We start from the raw sequence: 17671 nt of genomic DNA on the forward strand, positions 1-17671 counted from the left end.
CTCAATACTTCCCGATACTGGTGCTTAAATGTTGTGCAATTCTTTGCCAAACCCCCGCCTGCCCCAGGCTCTTCCTGATAATATCAAAACCTCTTTTTTGCAACAGCTTCAGCTCGGAAGAAGAGATCAGCAGTCTTGCAAATCGGAAAATTACCTCCGTGGTTGCACTATCCTGTAGCAGTTCGGGAACGAGATATCTTTTGATGATCAGATTTGGAAGTGAAGCAAAAGGTGCTTTTATAAAGAGCCTTCCCACCATGGCACTTAGAGGATCCACCCGGTAGAACACTACCATAGGAATACCCAGAAGCGCCATTTCCAGAGTGGCAGTTCCCGATGCCACAATTCCGACCTCGCACCCTCTTAATGCATCGTATCTACCGTTTCTGACAACCCGAACCTTTTCAAAAACCTGTGGATGACGCCTGAAGCCCTTTTCAAGAAACCCTTCAAGTACCGGAGCCGTTCCTGGAGGTAGCGGCAGTATGAACCACGCACCTGGAAACTCACTCAATATCCGTGCCATTACTCCAGCCACAACGTCGAAGTGATGTCTCCATTCTGAAGGTCTGCTCCCAGGCAGGATTGCAATTTTCAGGCTTTCAGACTCAGGACCCGGTGTTTCAAGACTACCCGTACTGGACAAAAGGTCGATTAAAGGATGACCCAGAAAGTAAGCATTTATCCCCTTACGGCGGTAATAACTTTCTTCAAAGGGGAGAAATACTATGGCTTCATCCACGTAGCGCCTGAGGGTTTTAATCCTCCATTCACGCCAGGCCCAAACCTGAGGAGGCGCCAGATAGAACACTCTGCTACCCTGTCTTTTGGCGTATTCGGCAAGGCGGAGGTTAAACTCCGGATAGTCAATCAGAATAACCGCCTCCGGTTTTTCTTTCTCGACGAATTTCTTAACGCGTGAGAGGGTATTCAAAAATTCGGGAAGAACCCTGAAGGCCTCGGAAAGACCGATAACACCCGAAGAATTCCTGCAGGTCGGGCCGGTAATTATCCCCTTTACCGTCGGGTTTTCAAACTGGCCATCAAAAAGACCGAAGTATTCTCCATCAACATAGCGGCCGAGATACCTTATTAATTCGTTACCGTACAACTCACCGGAAGGCTCACCTGCAGAAATCACTATCTTCATAATGCTAATTGGACAGGCCGAAGTTGGGTTTTTCGCAATGCAGGAGACCTCTTCCACACAGGGAAAAGCGGTTAAGCCCCTCCCGGATCCGTTCCGATATCATATCGGCAAGTTCAAGAACACGTTTTCCCGTAGCTCCGTCAACAAGAGGCTTCGACCCGGTACGGACGCAGGAGATGAAAGAGCGTAGCTCTTCTTCAAGAGCGTCACCGTCCACGACATCGAGCTCAGTGTAAGTAACGCCGTCGCCACAACCGGCAGGACGACTTATCATATATGCCCGCCTGTCCTTGAAGTCGGCGGCTATGTACCCATTTTCCTGGAAGATGCGAACTTTTCTCAAGGACTTCATGGAAACACGGCTGGCCGTTAAGTTGGCAACCAGCCCGTTCTCGAACTCCAACCTCACCGTTGCAATGTCCGGTTTCGACGTCAGCACAGGGGCTCCGGAGGCCCGAATCTCAGCAATGGGAGAGTCAACGAAGGAAAGCAAAATATCAAGATCATGTATCATGATATCCAGGATAACATCTACGTCCGTTGATCTTTCCGTATAGGGGCTGAGCCTGTGAGCTTCGATAAACAATGGAGAGGACACCAGGGGGTAAATCGCTTTGTAAGCGGGATTAAACCTCTCCAGATGACCCACCTGGATGATACAGCCCTTCCTGTCAGCAAGTTCTATCAGCCTTTCGGCCTCGGCCGGCGTCCTGGTAAAAGGTTTTTCCACGAAAACATGAATGCCCGCTTCCAGAAAATCTTTAGCTATCGAAAAATGTTCTACCGTAGGCGTGACAACACTTACGGCATCTATTTTTCCCGACAGATCCTTCAGCAATTCTCTATGATCTGTATAAAAACTCGTTGAAAGCTCTTCTGCCGCCCGTTTGGCTCTCTCTTCCACTATGTCCACTACGGCCACAAGCTGAGCTTCTGGTATCGCAGCATACTTCCTTGCATGAAAAGTACCCAGATATCCAACACCAACCACTGCAACCCTTACGGCTTCAGTGTCCGGGCAATGCCTGTTGCGCCGCATGACGCTCATTTCAACAGGTACTGCGGATACGCTTTCATCCCTAACGTCTTCCTCAGAATTCATCGATATGATGCAGATACCCGCCCGTTCCGCTTCCTCTATCATGAGGTCTCTGTCGAACATGAGAGTCTTGCCCGATTCTATTACCAGAACTCGAGCATTTACCTCTTTCATGACCCTTATGGTCTGGAGACCCACGGCAGGAACGTCAAATCTCAAATCCTGACCCGGCTTGCTGACTTTAATAACCACAGCTCCGTTACCGCAGAGCATTCCTCCACGGCGTATGGTTGCATCGGTTCCGTCTATTCCCTCCAGGGCAACCACCGCCTGATCCTTGACGACCACACACTGACCAACGTCGAGTTTTCCGTACTCCTTGGCCACACGCCATCCGAACTCTATGTCTTTGCGCTCCCTCCAGCTGGGGCGGTTTCGTGTGAGAATTCCTTCAGGTGCAAGCAACTCCGGCAGGAATTCGGTAGAGGGCTCAATCTTTATACCTTCACTTTCGAGTTCGTCGGCAAAGGCCCTAAGGAGAAAATCATCGCTTTTTCTCTTGAGCTTCAGTGCAAAGCGTACTGCACGCCAATCGGGCTTTATTTTGGAGTAAAGCCGTCTCTTGTTTATTGCTCCTGCCATGGCGGCCCGTCTTACCCGGTGACGATGAAAGCACTCGATCAGACGCCCGAGCTGCCCCAGCTTCAACATGTAGAATACGTCCACCTCATCTTTCAGAGCCGGATCTGTTTCGCCCTCAAACCCAACGGCCACAACAGACCTTCCGGCCTTCTTTGCCGCCCGTGCAAATAGAACAGGAAACTGTCCACTACCCGCAATCAAACCGATCTTTTCCACGGAATTCATAAAATCCCCTGAGATGCCTACCTGGTGATCCCCCTCTGACTTCCCGACTCAACGAAATCCACAAGCCTGGTGACTTCAGGCACTCCGCCCAGTTCCTCTTTAACCTTTTCTATAGCTTCCTTTCTGGTTAGCCCCGACCTGAAGAGAATTTTATACGCCTTTTTAAGGGCCTTTAGAGCCTCGGTAGAAAAGCCTTTTCTCTTCAGTCCGACTTTATTGGGTCCGAAAACCCTCGTCTCCCTCTCGGAAGAAACCAGCATGAAGGGCGGCACATCCATGCTAATGGCAGATTTGCCCCCTATGAAGGCGTACTCTCCAATGCGAACGAACTGATGAACCGCCACCAGTCCCCCAACAACGGCATGGTCACCAATCGTTACATGGCCGGCCAGTGTAGCACCGTTTGCCATGATGACGTGGTTTCCGATTACACAGTCGTGAGCGACATGGCACCAGGCCATAAGGTAGTTGTGATCTCCTATTTCGGTTCGCCCTCTACCCCTCACGGTGCCTCTGTGTATGGTAACCCCCTCCCGTATAACGTTGTGATTTCCTATCACCACCTCTGTCGGTTCATCACTATAACTCAAATCCTGAGGGGGATAGCCTATGGAGACGAAGGGGTATATACGATTGCAATCTCCGATGTGTGTTCTTCCCGTGATAACCACATGAGGGCCTATGCGGTTTTCTCGACCGATTACTACCTCAGGCCCGATTACCGTATAGGCTTCGACAACGGTTCCATCTCCTATCCTGGCTGAAGGACTGATAATTGCCGTTGGATGAACTGTTACCATCTGGATTCCTATTCATTAAGAGTTTCTTTCACAATGATCAGCAGTTCGGCCTCACAAACAACATGCCCATCAACAGAAGCCGTGCCTTCAAACCTGTAAACCGAACCTTTCTTTTTCTGCAACCTGACCTGGAGTTTGATTTGATCTCCGGGATAGACCGGTTTTCTAAATCTTACCTTGTCCATACCCATAAAATAGCCCCGCCCTGAGTCGGCCTTCTGGTAACGGAAGGCAAAAATTCCTCCCAATTGCGCCAGTGCTTCAACAATTAGCACCCCCGGCATAATGGGCTCGTCGGGAAAATGACCCTGAAAGAAAGGTTCGTTAATGCTCACATTTTTGATGGCGACCGCTTCATCGTCCGACACGGAAAGTACCCGATCTATCATCAAAAAGGGGTAACGATGAGGCAAAACATTGAGAATCTCCTGAATTTTCTGTTCATCCGTCATTTTTTCGATCTCCGCCGCCTTTACTTGAACCCTGCCGACTTACAAAATCTTTTACGAACTCCTTCAGCCTTTCAATGTCTTTCTTGAGCCGTTCTATGCGTTTAATGTTGGCATAGAGCCGGAATAAATCGTCCTTCTGGATGGCCGGAATACCAACAACATCAGTTCTGGGCGGCACATTGGCGGCAACACCGCTTTTTGCGCCAATTCTGACTCCATCTCCGATGGTGACATGATCGGCAATCCCAACCTGACCGGCCATAATAACATGATTGCCTATGCGGGAACTGCCGGCAATTCCAACCTGACCGGCAAGAATGCAGTGTTGACCTATTACCACGTTGTGAGCGATATGGACCAGATTGTCGATTTTGGTGCCCTTCCCTATGCGGGTTGCACCAAAAGTTGCGCGATCCACGGTACAATTTGCTCCTATCTCGACGTCGTCCTCAATTACCACACTGCCAACCTGAGGGATTTTCACATGTTGTCCTTTCTCGTCCGCCACATAACCAAATCCATCACTTCCTATCACGGTTCCGGCGTGTATTACGACGTTGTTGCCTATGACGCATCCATCGAGTATCACCACCCGGGGAAAGATAACGCATCCGCTCCCTATTGTTACATTCCTTCCCACATAAACCCCTGTCATAAGTACACTTCTTTCGCCGATTTCGGCTTCCTCCGACACATGAACGAAGGGTCCCAGATGCGCCGAAGGAGACACCCGTGCCGAGGGTGCCACAATTGCAGAGTGGTGAATTCCCGGTTCAGGCATGGGGAATTCAAAAAAAAGATTTGCAACTCTTGCAAAAGTAAGCTGCGGACTGTCCGAAACCAGAAGAGAAAAATTGCCCAGCTTCATAACCAGCGGTTCAAGCTCGGCACTGGTAATCACGGCACTTGCGCGGCAGTCCGAAAAAGCTTTAAGAAGTTTCTTTTGAGCAACAAAGGTTATATCGCCCGGCCTGGCCGAATCGAAGGCGGCAACCCCGGTGATGGTAACCGTGGGATCCCCTACTATTCTGGATCCGGTAAATTCTGCTATATCCCGTAATGAAAAAGATTTGCCCTTCATTTCGCTGCTGGCCTGGCTTTGTCGACCATTTCTATTATTTTCTTCGTGAGGTCATACTTGTCCTCACCGTAAACAAGCCCACTTCTGCGGGCTTCAAAGACAAAATCCAGCTTTTCCTTCTTCGCCAGCTCCTTCACAACCTCGAAGACTTTTTCCACCAGCGGTTTCATCAATTCCTCGCCAAGGTTTTGCATCTTCTGCTGGCTTTCCATGATAAAACGCTGGCCTTCTTCCTGTTTCTGCCTGAGTTCGTCAATCTTTTTCTTTCTGGCTTCCTCTCCCATAATAGACCGTTTTTTCTGAAAGTCTTCCCGGAGTTTGCGGAATTCTTCCTGTTTTGCCGTAATCTGTGCTTTGAGCTTTTCTTCCTCGGCTTTCAGTTTTGCCTGAACATCCTGACCCCATTTGGATTCTCTCAAAACCCTGTCCAGATCGAAAAAGCCGATCTTTACATCCGCCCGGACCTGACCGACCATCAGGCAAACGAAAAAGGCCGACAAAAAGAATCTGATCATAACAGAGCACCATCTCTCAACCATGGTATAACCCCTTTCTCCTTTAGAAAAACGCTCCCATTGAAAACTGCCATGTGCTGCGAGAATCTCCCTCGTCGGGATCGGGATTGAAGGCCCATTCAATCCGCAAAGGCCCAAAGGGCGACATCCAGCGCACACCACCTCCAATTCCCATCTTAAACTTCGACACATCAAAGGTTTCGTCCTCGTCGAAGGCGTTGCCCGCATCAAAAAAGATAACTCCCTTTAGATTTATCTCCTCAAATATCGGAAATATAACTTCCGCATTGAACAATCCGTATTTTGTCCCCCCGATGCGGTCTCCGGTTTCGGGATCTCGTGGCCCCAACTCTCCCCATTCGTAAGACCTGACGGAATTTATACCCCCCAGGAAAAAGCGATCGAATAAGGGTATGGGTTCATCGCCGATCTTGTTGATCCAGCCCACTTCACCTTTTACAAAGCCCGTAAGCTTCCAGAAGAGCGGTATGTACCACCCCGAGGCTACCTCGTACTTGGCAAAACTGCTGTCACTTCCCAGGTAACTGCTTGCAAACTCGACGCTTACCCGGTTTATCGAGCCTTTCGTCGGAAGGAAAGGATGGTCTGTAGAATCGCGTTCAACTCCGAAGGCAACAGAGCTTTTGATCTGCCTTCCCTGCTGTTCTTTGATAATGGATGCCGCATCTTCGTCTACGTCCTCAATTTCGGCGTTTTCAAAGGTATATTCCACGGAAAAACTGCTCCAGTTTCCGAAAGACCTTCCAGACCTTATTCTGAAGCCCTGAGCGTCTTTGGTGAAGTCCGAGTACTCCCTGACCCAGTTATAGGCATCTACTCCAAGAAAATAATACGAGTCAAACAAGCTGGGTTCGAGGAAACCGAGAGAGTATCGCTGGGTATCCTGACCCAGATGGGCTCTCAGGGCCAGATACTGCCCACGCCCCATGAGGTTTCTCTGCAATATTTCTCCCCCCACGAAAAGGCCCTCATCGGAAGAGTAGCCTCCTCCTGCGCTGATCGACCCCGTGAGTTTTTCCTTTACCTTAACATGGAGATCCATCACCTCAGGCGAATCGGTCTCTCTGGGCTCGATCTGAATTTCTTCGAAATAATCCAGGCGTTTTAGCTTGGTTTCCGAATTTTGAATCTTGGTGGCACTGAAGGTATCGCCTTCAGCAATCTGGAACTGCCGTCTTATGACCTTGTCTCTCGTCTTGGTGTTACCCGAAATTTCAATGCGCCCGATCTTCACCTTCGGTCCCTTGCTGACCACAAGATTTATGAAGGCTTCCACGTTATCTCTTTTCTTCGTCACCTTCGGTCTGACTTCCACATGGGCATACCCGAGATCCATACAATGCCGCGTAAGCATCTCCACGTCTTTTCTCAGTCTGTCCCGGCTGAAATAATCGCCTTCTTTTATATGCCACTCATCCTTCAACTTCTCCAGGTCCTCAACCTCATCTCCCGTAATCTCGAAGCTTTTAACCTTATACCGCTGTCCCTCCTCAATGGGAATTTCAATATAGAAACCGTCTTCCCGTTTCTCGATTCGCGGGGTTCCCACACGGGCATCCATAAAACCGTGATCGTGATAGAAAGCCGTCAGTCTGTCAACATCCGTGTCAAGCACATCATTTTTCAAAACACCCCGCTCTCGATCCCAGAAAAACAGGATACTTTTCTCTTTTGTTTGCATAACGGATCTGAGTTTGCGCTCCGTGAAAGATTTATTGCCTTCAAAGGTAATCTTCTTAATGTAAAATTTTTTCCCCTCTTTTATCCTGAAGGTAACCCTTGCCTGTCTCGGGTCTCTGGGAAAATCGACCTCATAAGTTACCTCTGCATCAAAAAAGGCTTTCTGGTGATAGAGGTCAAGTATGCTCTGCACGTCATCTGCAAGCTGTTTCCGCTTCAGCACCGAGAACTGCTTCGTCGAAACAACGGCCATAATATCTTTGTCATCTATTTCTTTGTTACCTTTAATGACAATGTCTTTAACAATAGGATTTTCTTTGACGTAGAATATCAGAACTTTGCCCCCTGGTTTGTCTTTCACATCCACCCTTATGTCTTCGAAATAGCCCATTTTGTAAACGGATCTGATGTCTTCGGCAATCTGTTTTGGGTTGAGGATATCTCCCGGTGATGTTTTTATTTCCGCAAGGATTGCATCGTCTCCAATTCGCTCGTTTCCTTCAATCCTGACTTCGGCAATTATGTTTTCTCTATGAAGGTAGGCGAATACCTTTCTGGCAATTTCACCCGTGGCTACGGCAAGTTTTTCTTTATTTTCGGCTTCGGCATAAAAGACTCCGGGTTCTTCATCGACTTTCCGAACCGGTGTTATTCTGGCATCTATACTCAACCTGCGACCAATACCCGTTACACTTCCCCAAACCACGTAATCCCACATTGCTTTCCTTCCAAGGGACCTGGCTTCCGAGTGAGACGAGATAACTCTGGTGCCCACAGCCCTAAGAACTTCCTCATAGGGCACCGTATCAAGGCCTTCATCAAGAAAGGTCTCTCTCATAACCTCCAGAAAAACCCTGGAAAAATCCGATTCCGGAATTCCCACCACGGTGAAAGGAACGAGGGCCACTCTGGGTTTTGTATCTTCCGCCTTGGCAGGCCCCGAAAGATTCACAAATAAAAGCGCAACACAAACCATGGCAATCTTAAAAGGCCTTCCCATTAAAAGACTTCCTCTTTTCACATATGACCCGATAGGGCTTCATCCCTTCGAAGATCCGACAGGCCTGCACCGATCTTTTCCACCGGCTTGAGGCTACCGTCGCTGAGCTTAAGGCATCTGTGCATCATCGAGGCGAGCTCTTCGTTGTGAGTGACCACAACCAGTGTCACACCCGTGTCTTCGTTAAGTTTAATCAGCATCTGATGGATCATCCTGCTCGTTGCACTATCGAGATTACCGGTGGGTTCGTCGGCAAAGACTATTTCGGGCTCCATAATAAGGGCCCTGGCAAGCGCCACTCTCTGCTGTTCACCCCCGGACAGCTCCCCCACCCTGTGATACATCCTCTCCGAAAGACCCACCCGCTCCAGCCATTCCGATGCTCTCCTTCTCAACATCCCCGAAGGTAACCCCGCCACTATTCCCGGCATCATCACGTTCTCCAGAGCATTAAAATCCGGTAACAGGTAATGAAACTGGAACACAAACCCGATATGTTTGTTTCGAAAACGTGCCCTTTCTTCATCTCCCAGAAGATATACATCCGTTCCCCGGAAAAATACCTTACCGGAAGTGGGGCGATCCAGTGTTGCGAGGACGTGGAGAAGCGTGGATTTGCCCACACCGGAGGCCCCCACAATACCAAGGCGTTCACCCTGACAAACCACTATGTCAAGATCCCGAAAGACTTCAACACGCCTCCATCCCTCACCGAAAACCTTCGTGAGCTTAACACCGTGTATCAGAGGCATTGCGTCTCTTTCCTTACTCATAGCGAAGCACTTCCACCGGATCCATCCTTGCCGCTCTGGATGAGGGGTATATCGTTGCAAGAAAGCTTATCAGAAGCGCCGCAAGGCATACCGAGGTCACATCCACAAACTCAACTTTAACGGGTAGAGTAGATATGTAGTAGATATCCTTCGGTAGCTCTATAAAATGATACTTCTTGAGAATTGCACACAGCGTAAGGCCGCTCAGAAGCCCAATAACGGTCCCTGAAAGCCCGATCAGTAAGCCCGTCAGCATAAAGGTGCGCTTAACCCTTCTGGAAGTGACACCCATGGCCTTTAGAATTGCAATATCCCTGTTCTTGTTCATAACCAGCATTATAAGAGACGTTACGATGTTGAAGGCTGCGACGAATACAATTAGCGTAAGAATAATAAACATGGCAATTTTCTCAAGCCTTAGAGCCGAAAAAAGGTTTCTGTTCAACTCCATCCAGTCTCTTATCACAAATCGGTTTCCCAGAATATCCCTGACCTTTTCCGCCACCCTGGCGGCATGTTCGGGATTGGAAAGTCGCAACTCTATGCCCATGACACCTTTTGTAATGCCTGAAAGCTTTTGAGCCTGCTCGAGAGCCACGTAGGCAAGGCTCTGGTCATACTGGTACATGCCAGATTGGAACAAACCCACCACCCTGAATGTCTGAGTCTGTGGAATCTGACCGAAAGGGGTCAAGCGCCCCTTCGCAACCAGAACGCTCACATGATCGTAGAGTCCGACACCAATCTGCCTGGCCATTTCAGATCCAAGGATTATCCCGGGTTCTCCGGACCTCAAACCTTCTAAAGATCCCAGAACAACATACCGCCTCATGTAATCGGACACGCCTTCTCCCCTAACCGGAATACCCCGGATTAAAGCCCCCGTAGCACTGCGGCCCGAAGTGATCATAGACTGAACATATATGTACGGTAATACCTCCGCTACTCCTTCCACAGATGATATTTTCCGGCACAGATCATCATAGTCCTCGATAATGCCTCCAATGCTTTGAACCATAACGTGGGCGGTAACCCCCAATATTCGGGATCTCAAATCTTTCTGGAATCCGTTCATTACGGCAAGAACCACAATAAGGGCCATAACCCCAACGGCAACCCCGGAAATTGAGATAACCGTTATCAGGGAGAGAAATCCCTGCCGCCGTCTCGGCCTGAAGTAACGGAGGGCGATAAACCATTCCAGGGGCAGCGAAGAGGGCTTCATCTATTATTTCTCCGGTTTCAGCAGCGGGAATAATATCACATCTCTTATTGAAGGCATGTCGGTAAACAACATCACAAGCCTGTCTATCCCGATACCCTCTCCAGCAGCAGGAGGCATGCCGTATTCTAGAGCTCTTATGTAATCCTCGTCCATTTCGTGGGCTTCCTCATCACCTGCCCGCTTTGCCTCCAGTTGCCTAAGGAATCGCTCCTTCTGGTCTCTTGGATCGTTCAGTTCGGAAAAAGCATTGGCCATTTCTCTGCCGGCAATGAATAGCTCAAAGCGATCAACCAGATCGGGCTCCTTATCGTTTCGTCGCGAAAGTGGAGAAACTTCCAGAGGGTAGTGAGTTATGAAAGTGGGCTGTATGAGTTTGGGTTCCACAAGGACATCGAAGAGCTTGGTGAGAAGCTTTCCATGGCCTTCGTACTTCTCAGGCTTGATCCCCAGATTCCGTGAAAAGGATACGGCGGCTTCAAAAGATTTAATCACCTCCTCCGGCACACCGCCGATTTCAATCAGGCTGTCGTAAAATCTGTATCTCCTCCACGGGGGCGTTAGATCTATCTCCTCGCCCTGATAGGTTATCCTGAGAACCCCACCGTTGAGTTCCCGGCACAGGAATTCGAAAAGTTCTTCCGTAAGCTTCATGAAGTCCTCATAAGTCGCATAGGCTTCGTAAAACTCCAGCATTGTAAATTCAGGATTGTGCTGCGTTGAGATTCCCTCGTTTCTAAAGTTTCTGTTGAGCTCAAAAACCTTTTCAAAGCCTCCCACAAGAAGCCTTTTGAGGTAAAGCTCCGGAGCGATGCGGAGATATAGCTCCATCCCCAGGGCGTTGTGATACGTTTTAAAGGGTCTTGCCGTAGCACCACCCGCTATAAGCTGCATCATAGGAGTTTCGACTTCCAGAAATCCACGCTCGCTGAAAAAACTTCTCACGGCCTGTATGATACGCGTTCGCTTCTTAAAGACTTCCCTAACATGAGGATTTACCATCAGATCCAGATAGCGCTGTCTATAGCGGGTTTCCACATCCCTGAGGCCGTGGTATTTTTCCGGCAACGGGCGAAGATTTTTGGTCAGCAGGGCTACATCGTTCACGAGTAAGGTGAGTTCACCCGTTTTCGTACGGAACGCCGTACCCTGAACCCAGATGATGTCTCCGATGTCAAACTTTTTCACCAGACTGAACTTTTCCGGATCCAGATTGTTCTTCTGGAAATAGAGCTGTATCTTCCCGTACTCGTCCTGAATGTGCATGAAAATGGATTTGCCAAAAGACCGTATAGCCATTATGCGGCCCGCAAGGGTGAAAGAAAGATTCTTTTCCTGTAACTGCTCGTCGGTCAGACCTTCCGCCTGCTGAAAAACATGATGGCTTCTATGGAGAACCCTGTAATTGTTTGGGTAAAGAGGAATACCGGACTTCTCGAGACTTTCCGCTTTTCGAAGGCGATCGGCCATCACCACATTAAGGTCTTCCATCCTGCTTGCCACTATCCCCCTCTCCTTTCACGGACAAACTGTTATCTTTCTCATCTTCCCTGAAAAAACCCGAAACGGTAAAAGCCAGAATCAGAAAGCCGATTATGGCAAGAGTCCATTCGTTATTCTTTATCACCCGCATTACGCCGGACACAAAGACAACCAGCCCTCCTATAAGGCACAATACTCTGGTCCCTTTGCTCATCTCTTTCTCCCTTCCCCGGCTTTGAAACAACGGGATTGACTTTAGAAGAATAGCCTTCATCAGTAAAGACCAAAGGTATGTGAAAACTCTTTGCACTTTTACCGGGTATTGCTTTATTTAGCTAAAGGTATTAACCGGCACCGAAAGGAGAAACGCAATGCCTCTTAAGATCACGTGTCTTGGTGGAGTTGGACAGGTAACCGGATCCTGCTACCTCATCGAAAAGTCCGGGAAGAAGTATCTTGTCGATTGCGGTCTTTTCCAGGGCGGCAAAAAGGTGGAAATGCTTAACACCGAGCCCTGGCCTTTCAGTCCCCCGGAAATTGAGGCACTTTTTCTAACACACGCTCACATAGACCACAGTGGAAGAATACCGAAGCTCGTAAAAGACGGCTTCAGGGGCAGAATATACGCGAGCCACCCTACCGTAGCCCTGTGCCGCATTCTCTTCCTCGATGCAGCACACATTCAGGAGATGCAGGCAGAGTGGAAAAGCCGCAAAAATGCCAGGAAGGGTCTTCCTCCCGTCGAGCCTCTTTATACGCAAAAAGATGCCGAAGAGGCCTTCAATTTGCTCGTTCCGATAGATCGCGACGAAGAAATCCGGATCTCCGAGAACATTACCGTGACCTTTAGAAACGCAGGTCACATTCTCGGGTCCTCTTTTCTTGAGCTGAAAACTAAGTCGGCTCAACATACTGACGGGGAAATGGTTATCCTGTTTTCAGGCGACATAGGAAGGCCCGGTCAGTTAATCGTAAAAGACCCTGCGACGCCTCACAAAGCCGATGTGCTCTTCATTGAGTCCACCTACGGAAACAGAGATCACAAGTCCCTTGAAGAAAGCCGCCAGGAGTTAATCGATGCCATAAGGTACAGCTATCAACACGGAGAGAAGGTTCTCATCCCGGCTTTTGCCGTGGAACGCACACAGGAAGTGCTGTACCTTCTGGGCGAATTCTTCAGAAACGGGGAAATTCCGGACATGCCGGTCTATCTGGATAGCCCCCTTGCCATCGAGGCCACAAAGATATTTCGGGAGATGAAATCTTCCTACGACGAAAAAACTATGGAGATCGTGAAGGCCGGCCATGATCCCTTTGATTTTCCCCAACTTCGCCTCACTCCGGCTGTTGACGACTCGAGGGCAATAAACATGAGTTCCGGGCCGGCCGTTGTAATAGCCGGAAACGGCATGTGTACGGCAGGTAGAATCCTCCACCACATAAAACACAACATATGGAGACCCGGATGTTCCATAGTGTTCGTGGGCTATCAGGCCGAGGGCAGTATTGGCCGCCGAATAATCGAAGGAGCCAGGAACATACGGGTTCTCGGAGAAGAGGTCGCCGTAAGGGCAAGGGTCTTTACCATTGGCGGTCTTTCCTCTCACGCAGGACAGAGCGACCTTCTGGAATGGGTTTCTGCCTTTTACAAACCCCAAATGAGGGTTTTCGTGGTGCACGGGGAGAAAACCTCGTCGACGGCTTTTGCCGAACTCCTGAGATCAAAGCTGGGTCTAAATCCCGTGGTACCTCAAAGAGGAGATGTTTTCATCCTTGAGCCAGAAACGCTTGGAGAAGCTGCGTCACTCACCTGCGAGACCTATATGCACCAGTTAAGTCGTAGATTTCTGGACATTCAGTTTGACCTTTTTAAAAGAATACCTTCCATGACCGACGACGAAAAAATACTTTTGAAAACAAAGCTGGAGAAGTTAGAAAAAACCCTGGAAGAACTGGCTGCGGCAGTTTAGAGTGGACTTCAAAATCTTTTCCCGAAAGATCGTTGTCTGCCGTTGGAGGAATAACTCACAGAAGGGTGTGTGTTTTGTGCTTGCATTTTAAGGCAACTTGATTTAGAAAAGGGATTGCGAAGTATTTCTCATGTTGCTTCCTTAACTGTAAACCGTAGAATTCCTACTCTTACGGTAGCTCCTGCTTCGATTGCTCCAACTTTCTCAATCAGAGTAACCCTTCGGGTGCTGAAACCAGAGGATAAAGCAGTCACCGTCAGTCGGGGATATACCCTATGTACATACGTGATTGGATGAGCCGGAATGTGATCTGGATTGAAAGCAATGCTTCGATCCAGAAAGCGCTTGGGCTTATGAAAAGCCACGGAATACGCCATCTTCCCGTAAGAGATAAGGAAGGCAGGTTTGTCGGATGGATTACCGATTCCGACGTTAGAGGCGTGCTGATAGCTTCTATGCTGGAGGATCTGACGGTTGCCGACGTTATGATCCACAATCCTTACACCGTATCTCCCGACGAGCATCTGGAAGACGCCGCCCGTCTCATGATATTAAAAAAAATAGGTGGCGTACCCGTGGTGGAGTATCGTGACGGAGAACCGGTGGTCGTCGGCGTTCTTACGGTGGTCGATGTTTTAAGAGCTTTCATGGAAATGTTCGGCGGACTGGCGAGAACGGAACGAATAGACGTATCGGGGACCCCGGAACTCCTCAAGAACCTGACGCCCCTTGTTGAGGCAGTACAAAAGGCCGGCGGCTCTATTCAAAGCGTCTGCGCCTTTGTTCCCGAAGCTCCTAACGAGGACCCGGTTATTTCAATTCACGTAAGGAAAGGTGCCGTGAGTAACATTCTGGAAGAGCTCGGACGACTGGGTATTAAAGTCAAAGAGTAGCGTCACGGCTTTCAACACGTAAGCAGTGTGTATCAAAAAGGGGGTGAGATCTAAGGAACGCCATCTGTTCTGGGTAATCTGAAGTTAACCAACTGAAATCATTAACGGTTAAACTTTTTCGAGGAGGGAACAAGAGATGGCAAAGATTCCTGAGAATTATCTTCCGCCTCGGGAACTGTGGCCCGAATACACGACTCCTGAAGAATTTAAAGACATGCCCGAGCGTCTTAACATAGCTCAGGAGTTTCTTGACAAGCATGTTGCCGAAGGCCGAGGAGATAACCTTGCAATATGCTTTATGGATCAGCGCATCACTTACGGCGAACTGCAGAAGATGGTAAACCGCTTCGCCAATGCTTTAAGAGAAATGGGGATTGAGCCTCAGGATCGAGTTGGTCTCAGAGTGGTAAACTCTCCCCCTGCCCTTGTGGCAATTTACGGAATCTTCAAAGTGGGCGCCATACCCGTCCCGACATCTCCGTTGTGGTCCAAGGAAGAGGTTGCCTTCGTTGTTAACAACGCCGAAATGAAAGCCTTCATAGTGAACGAGCCTCTGATGGGAGAAGTTGAAAAAGCAAAGGATGGTTTTGCTCAGGACACCAAAATAATTGTGGTGGGCGGAAATCCTGCGGATGTGGAAGCCAAAGGCTACCTCTCCTACGAGAAGATGATCGAAAAACAGTCCGACAGCTGTGAACCCGAAATGGTCAATAAAGATGACATCGGGGTTATACTTTACACATCGGGTACCACCGGGCCTCCCAAAGGATGTGTGCACTTTGTGAGAGAGATATTTATTGAGTCCCACATCGTGGGAGACTACGTGTGGAAACTTCAGCCCGGTGATGTGCTCGGCGGAGCGGCGCCTGTATCTTTTGCGGCCGGCTTCGGTACCTTTGGGCTTATCCCCTTTGCCAAGGGAGCTGCCATAAGTCTTATTCCCAAATTTTCACCTCAGGACATGCTGGAACTAATAGAAAAACACGGTATAACGGTTCTTACGGGGCTACCCACGGCATACCGAGCCCTTATGAAATTCCCGGATTTCAAAAAATACGACCTCAGCAAGGTCAGAATGTGCACCTCCGGGGGAGACGCCCTGGGAGTTGAAACCTTCAACCAGTGGCTTGAACTGACCGGAAAGCCCATCTGGGAAGGACTGGGCGGCACGGAAATGCTGCACCTGGTAACGTCCAATACAATGGGCGACAAGCCTGTCCCGGGATCCATAGGAAAGCCCCTGCCCGGCTTTGAAGTCGAGGTGATCACGCCTGAAGGCAACCCGGCAAAGCCCGGTGAAGTCGGGAGCTTCTGCGTAAAGGGCCCCACGGGAACGGTTTACTGGAAACCCTATGCCGATGACGAAAGGTTGCTCAAATCTCAGAAGAAAGGAGTCAAGGACGGCTGGAATCTCCTCGGCGATGCCGTTTACCGGAACGAAGATGGCTATCTTTTCTTCGTGGCACGGGAAGACGATATGATAAAGAGTTCGGGATACCGGATCAGCCCCGCCGAAGTTGAAGAAGTCATAGCCAAGTACGAAGCCGTTGCCGACGTGGGTGTCGTGGGCATCCCCGATCCGGAGAAAGGGCAGATAACCAAAGCCTGCATTGTGCTCAAGCCGGGCTATGAGCCCTCCGAAGAGATGAAGGAAAAGATTCTGAACTTCTGCCGTGAACACATAGCAATATATAAGCTCCCCAGGGTCATAGAATTTATGGACTCGCTACCTCGCACTCCAACAGGAAAACTTCTGAGAAGGAAACTCAGGGGTTAAGCCGTTTATAAAGTGATGACTCCACGGCGCAGGCAGGTTATCTTTAAAAGCGTCGTGGAGTCGTCCTGCTTTTATGGACTTTACGGAGAGGTTTTGTTATGTGGCGGATTACGGTAGTGTGCGAAAATTCCGTGTCGAGACCGGGGTTTCTCGGCGAACACGGCTTTGCCGCTTACGTGAAAACGCCCGACGACACAATACTGTTCGATACGGGGCAGGGATTTACTCTGGTACCGAATTCTTTGAGACTTCAGATCGATCTGCGCAGGGTAGATAAAGTCGCCCTGAGCCACGGTCATTTCGACCACACCGGGGGGCTTCTTGCTTTTCTGGGATTAAAAGGACCCTGCACCATCATTGCCCACAGTGATGTGTTGAGCGAGAGATTTCGCATGATGCCCGTGGCAGGTGAAGAGAAGCCCATGTCAATAGGCATTCCCTGGTACGAGTCCTATCTTACCAGCCGAGGCGCAAGGTTTCAGTGGGTTTCGGAGTGGTCGGAAATCAGCCCGGGGGTTTTTATAACCGGAGAGGTGCCCAGAAAGACGTCTTTCGAAACGGGCGATCCCAAATTCCTGGTCAGAGACGACGATGGATTCGTACCGGACCCCTTCCGTGATGATTATTCTCTGGTACTGGATACGCCGAAGGGTCTTGTTGTAATCCTTGGTTGTGCTCACTCCGGCATCATAAATATTCTGAACCACGTAAGGGACAAAACGGGTAAAAGAGAAATTTACGCCGTTCTGGGCGGAACCCATCTCGACTTTACTTCGCCGGAACAGTTGAATTCCACCGTTGAGGCACTGGGAGATTTTTCGATAGAGAAAATTGCCGTCAGTCATTGCACGGGCCAGAAAGCCGCCGCCAGGCTTTACGCGGAATTCGGCGATAGGTTCGATTTTGCTCCTGTGGGATACACTATTGAAGTGTCCTAGCGCTCCACATT

The 17671-nt window shown here is 49.4% G+C and carries 15 protein-coding genes; 4 read left to right on the forward strand and 11 right to left on the reverse strand.

Annotated features, from left to right (window positions below; genetic code table 11):
* Window position 1 precedes the first annotated feature (1 nt).
* Genes lpxB through BM091_RS09630 form a run of 11 tightly spaced genes read right to left on the reverse strand, consistent with a single transcriptional unit; the run spans window position 2 to window position 12296 of the window.
* On the reverse strand, window positions 2-1150 hold the full coding sequence (gene lpxB / locus BM091_RS09575) for a lipid-A-disaccharide synthase (protein ID WP_143083130.1): 1149 nt from the start codon (window positions 1148-1150) through the stop codon (window positions 2-4).
* 4 nt (window positions 1151-1154) lie between these two features.
* Window positions 1155-3056 carry a UDP-2,3-diacylglucosamine diphosphatase LpxI domain-containing protein gene (gene lpxI, locus BM091_RS14120; protein WP_218148867.1) on the reverse strand — a complete coding sequence of 634 codons (1902 nt, stop codon included), beginning with the start codon at window positions 3054-3056 and terminating at the stop codon, window positions 1155-1157.
* A gap of 17 nt (window positions 3057-3073) precedes the next feature.
* Window positions 3074-3856, reverse strand: a complete 783-nt coding sequence (lpxA, locus tag BM091_RS09590; protein ID WP_093395331.1) for an acyl-ACP--UDP-N-acetylglucosamine O-acyltransferase — start codon at window positions 3854-3856, stop codon at window positions 3074-3076.
* Between the two features lie 8 nt (window positions 3857-3864).
* Entirely contained in the window at window positions 3865-4308 is a 444-nt protein-coding gene (gene fabZ, locus BM091_RS09595) for a 3-hydroxyacyl-ACP dehydratase FabZ (RefSeq protein WP_093395332.1), read from the reverse strand.
* Entirely contained in the window at window positions 4298-5389 is a 1092-nt protein-coding gene (lpxD, locus tag BM091_RS09600; protein ID WP_093395334.1) for a UDP-3-O-(3-hydroxymyristoyl)glucosamine N-acyltransferase, read from the reverse strand. Before lpxD ends, fabZ begins: the two co-directional genes overlap by 11 nt.
* Window positions 5386-5928 carry an OmpH/Skp family outer membrane protein gene (locus BM091_RS09605; protein ID WP_093395335.1) on the reverse strand — a complete coding sequence of 181 codons (543 nt, stop codon included), beginning with the start codon at window positions 5926-5928 and terminating at the stop codon, window positions 5386-5388. Before BM091_RS09605 ends, lpxD begins: the two co-directional genes overlap by 4 nt.
* A 19-nt stretch (window positions 5929-5947) precedes the next feature.
* Entirely contained in the window at window positions 5948-8605 is a 2658-nt protein-coding gene (bamA, locus tag BM091_RS09610) for an outer membrane protein assembly factor BamA (protein WP_093395337.1), read from the reverse strand.
* 17 nt (window positions 8606-8622) lie between these two features.
* Window positions 8623-9378 carry an ABC transporter ATP-binding protein gene (locus BM091_RS09615; RefSeq protein ID WP_093395338.1) on the reverse strand — a complete coding sequence of 252 codons (756 nt, stop codon included), beginning with the start codon at window positions 9376-9378 and terminating at the stop codon, window positions 8623-8625.
* Window positions 9371-10603, reverse strand: coding sequence for a lipoprotein-releasing ABC transporter permease subunit (locus tag BM091_RS09620; protein ID WP_245735342.1), 1233 nt, complete (start codon window positions 10601-10603; stop codon window positions 9371-9373). The genes BM091_RS09615 and BM091_RS09620 overlap by 8 nt, the downstream gene beginning before the upstream one ends.
* Window positions 10604-10606: 3 nt before the next feature.
* On the reverse strand, window positions 10607-12091 hold the full coding sequence (gene lysS, locus BM091_RS09625; RefSeq protein ID WP_093395340.1) for a lysine--tRNA ligase: 1485 nt from the start codon (window positions 12089-12091) through the stop codon (window positions 10607-10609).
* Window positions 12078-12296 (reverse strand): hypothetical protein, encoded by a 219-nt coding sequence (locus BM091_RS09630; RefSeq protein ID WP_093395341.1) that lies wholly within the window; start codon window positions 12294-12296, stop codon window positions 12078-12080. The genes lysS and BM091_RS09630 overlap by 14 nt, the downstream gene beginning before the upstream one ends.
* Before the next feature lie 157 nt (window positions 12297-12453).
* Between BM091_RS09630 and BM091_RS09635 the strand changes: the two genes are divergently transcribed.
* The 4 genes from BM091_RS09635 to BM091_RS09650 all read left to right on the forward strand — a co-directional run bounded on the left by BM091_RS09635 (window position 12454) and on the right by BM091_RS09650 (window position 17660).
* Window positions 12454-14052 carry an MBL fold metallo-hydrolase RNA specificity domain-containing protein gene (locus tag BM091_RS09635; protein ID WP_093395343.1) on the forward strand — a complete coding sequence of 533 codons (1599 nt, stop codon included), beginning with the start codon at window positions 12454-12456 and terminating at the stop codon, window positions 14050-14052.
* A gap of 275 nt (window positions 14053-14327) precedes the next feature.
* Window positions 14328-14945, forward strand: coding sequence for a CBS domain-containing protein (locus BM091_RS09640; protein ID WP_093395344.1), 618 nt, complete (start codon window positions 14328-14330; stop codon window positions 14943-14945).
* A gap of 136 nt (window positions 14946-15081) precedes the next feature.
* On the forward strand, window positions 15082-16722 hold the full coding sequence (locus BM091_RS09645; protein WP_093395346.1) for an acetate--CoA ligase: 1641 nt from the start codon (window positions 15082-15084) through the stop codon (window positions 16720-16722).
* A 98-nt stretch (window positions 16723-16820) separates the two neighbouring features.
* A complete protein-coding gene (locus BM091_RS09650) occupies window positions 16821-17660 on the forward strand; it encodes an MBL fold metallo-hydrolase (RefSeq protein ID WP_093395347.1) in 840 nt (279 codons plus the stop codon).
* Window positions 17661-17671: the final 11 nt, after the last annotated feature.

Origin of the sequence: Thermodesulforhabdus norvegica (assembly GCF_900114975.1) — a bacterium.
Taxonomy (GTDB): domain Bacteria; phylum Desulfobacterota; class Syntrophobacteria; order Syntrophobacterales; family Thermodesulforhabdaceae; genus Thermodesulforhabdus; species Thermodesulforhabdus norvegica.

Coding starts and splice junctions, on each gene's coding strand:
- lpxB (WP_143083130.1), bottom strand. CDS start 1,150: ATGAAGATAGTGATTTCTGCAGGTGAGCCTTCCGGTGAGTTGTACGGT.
- lpxI (WP_218148867.1), bottom strand. CDS start 3,056: ATGAATTCCGTGGAAAAGATCGGTTTGATTGCGGGTAGTGGACAGTTT.
- lpxA (WP_093395331.1), bottom strand. CDS start 3,856: ATGGTAACAGTTCATCCAACGGCAATTATCAGTCCTTCAGCCAGGATA.
- fabZ (WP_093395332.1), bottom strand. CDS start 4,308: ATGACGGATGAACAGAAAATTCAGGAGATTCTCAATGTTTTGCCTCAT.
- lpxD (WP_093395334.1), bottom strand. CDS start 5,389: ATGAAGGGCAAATCTTTTTCATTACGGGATATAGCAGAATTTACCGGA.
- BM091_RS09605 (WP_093395335.1), bottom strand. CDS start 5,928: ATGGTTGAGAGATGGTGCTCTGTTATGATCAGATTCTTTTTGTCGGCC.
- bamA (WP_093395337.1), bottom strand. CDS start 8,605: ATGGGAAGGCCTTTTAAGATTGCCATGGTTTGTGTTGCGCTTTTATTT.
- BM091_RS09615 (WP_093395338.1), bottom strand. CDS start 9,378: ATGAGTAAGGAAAGAGACGCAATGCCTCTGATACACGGTGTTAAGCTC.
- BM091_RS09620 (WP_245735342.1), bottom strand. CDS start 10,603: ATGAAGCCCTCTTCGCTGCCCCTGGAATGGTTTATCGCCCTCCGTTAC.
- lysS (WP_093395340.1), bottom strand. CDS start 12,091: ATGGAAGACCTTAATGTGGTGATGGCCGATCGCCTTCGAAAAGCGGAA.
- BM091_RS09630 (WP_093395341.1), bottom strand. CDS start 12,296: ATGAGCAAAGGGACCAGAGTATTGTGCCTTATAGGAGGGCTGGTTGTC.
- BM091_RS09635 (WP_093395343.1), top strand. CDS start 12,454: ATGCCTCTTAAGATCACGTGTCTTGGTGGAGTTGGACAGGTAACCGGA.
- BM091_RS09640 (WP_093395344.1), top strand. CDS start 14,328: ATGTACATACGTGATTGGATGAGCCGGAATGTGATCTGGATTGAAAGC.
- BM091_RS09645 (WP_093395346.1), top strand. CDS start 15,082: ATGGCAAAGATTCCTGAGAATTATCTTCCGCCTCGGGAACTGTGGCCC.
- BM091_RS09650 (WP_093395347.1), top strand. CDS start 16,821: ATGTGGCGGATTACGGTAGTGTGCGAAAATTCCGTGTCGAGACCGGGG.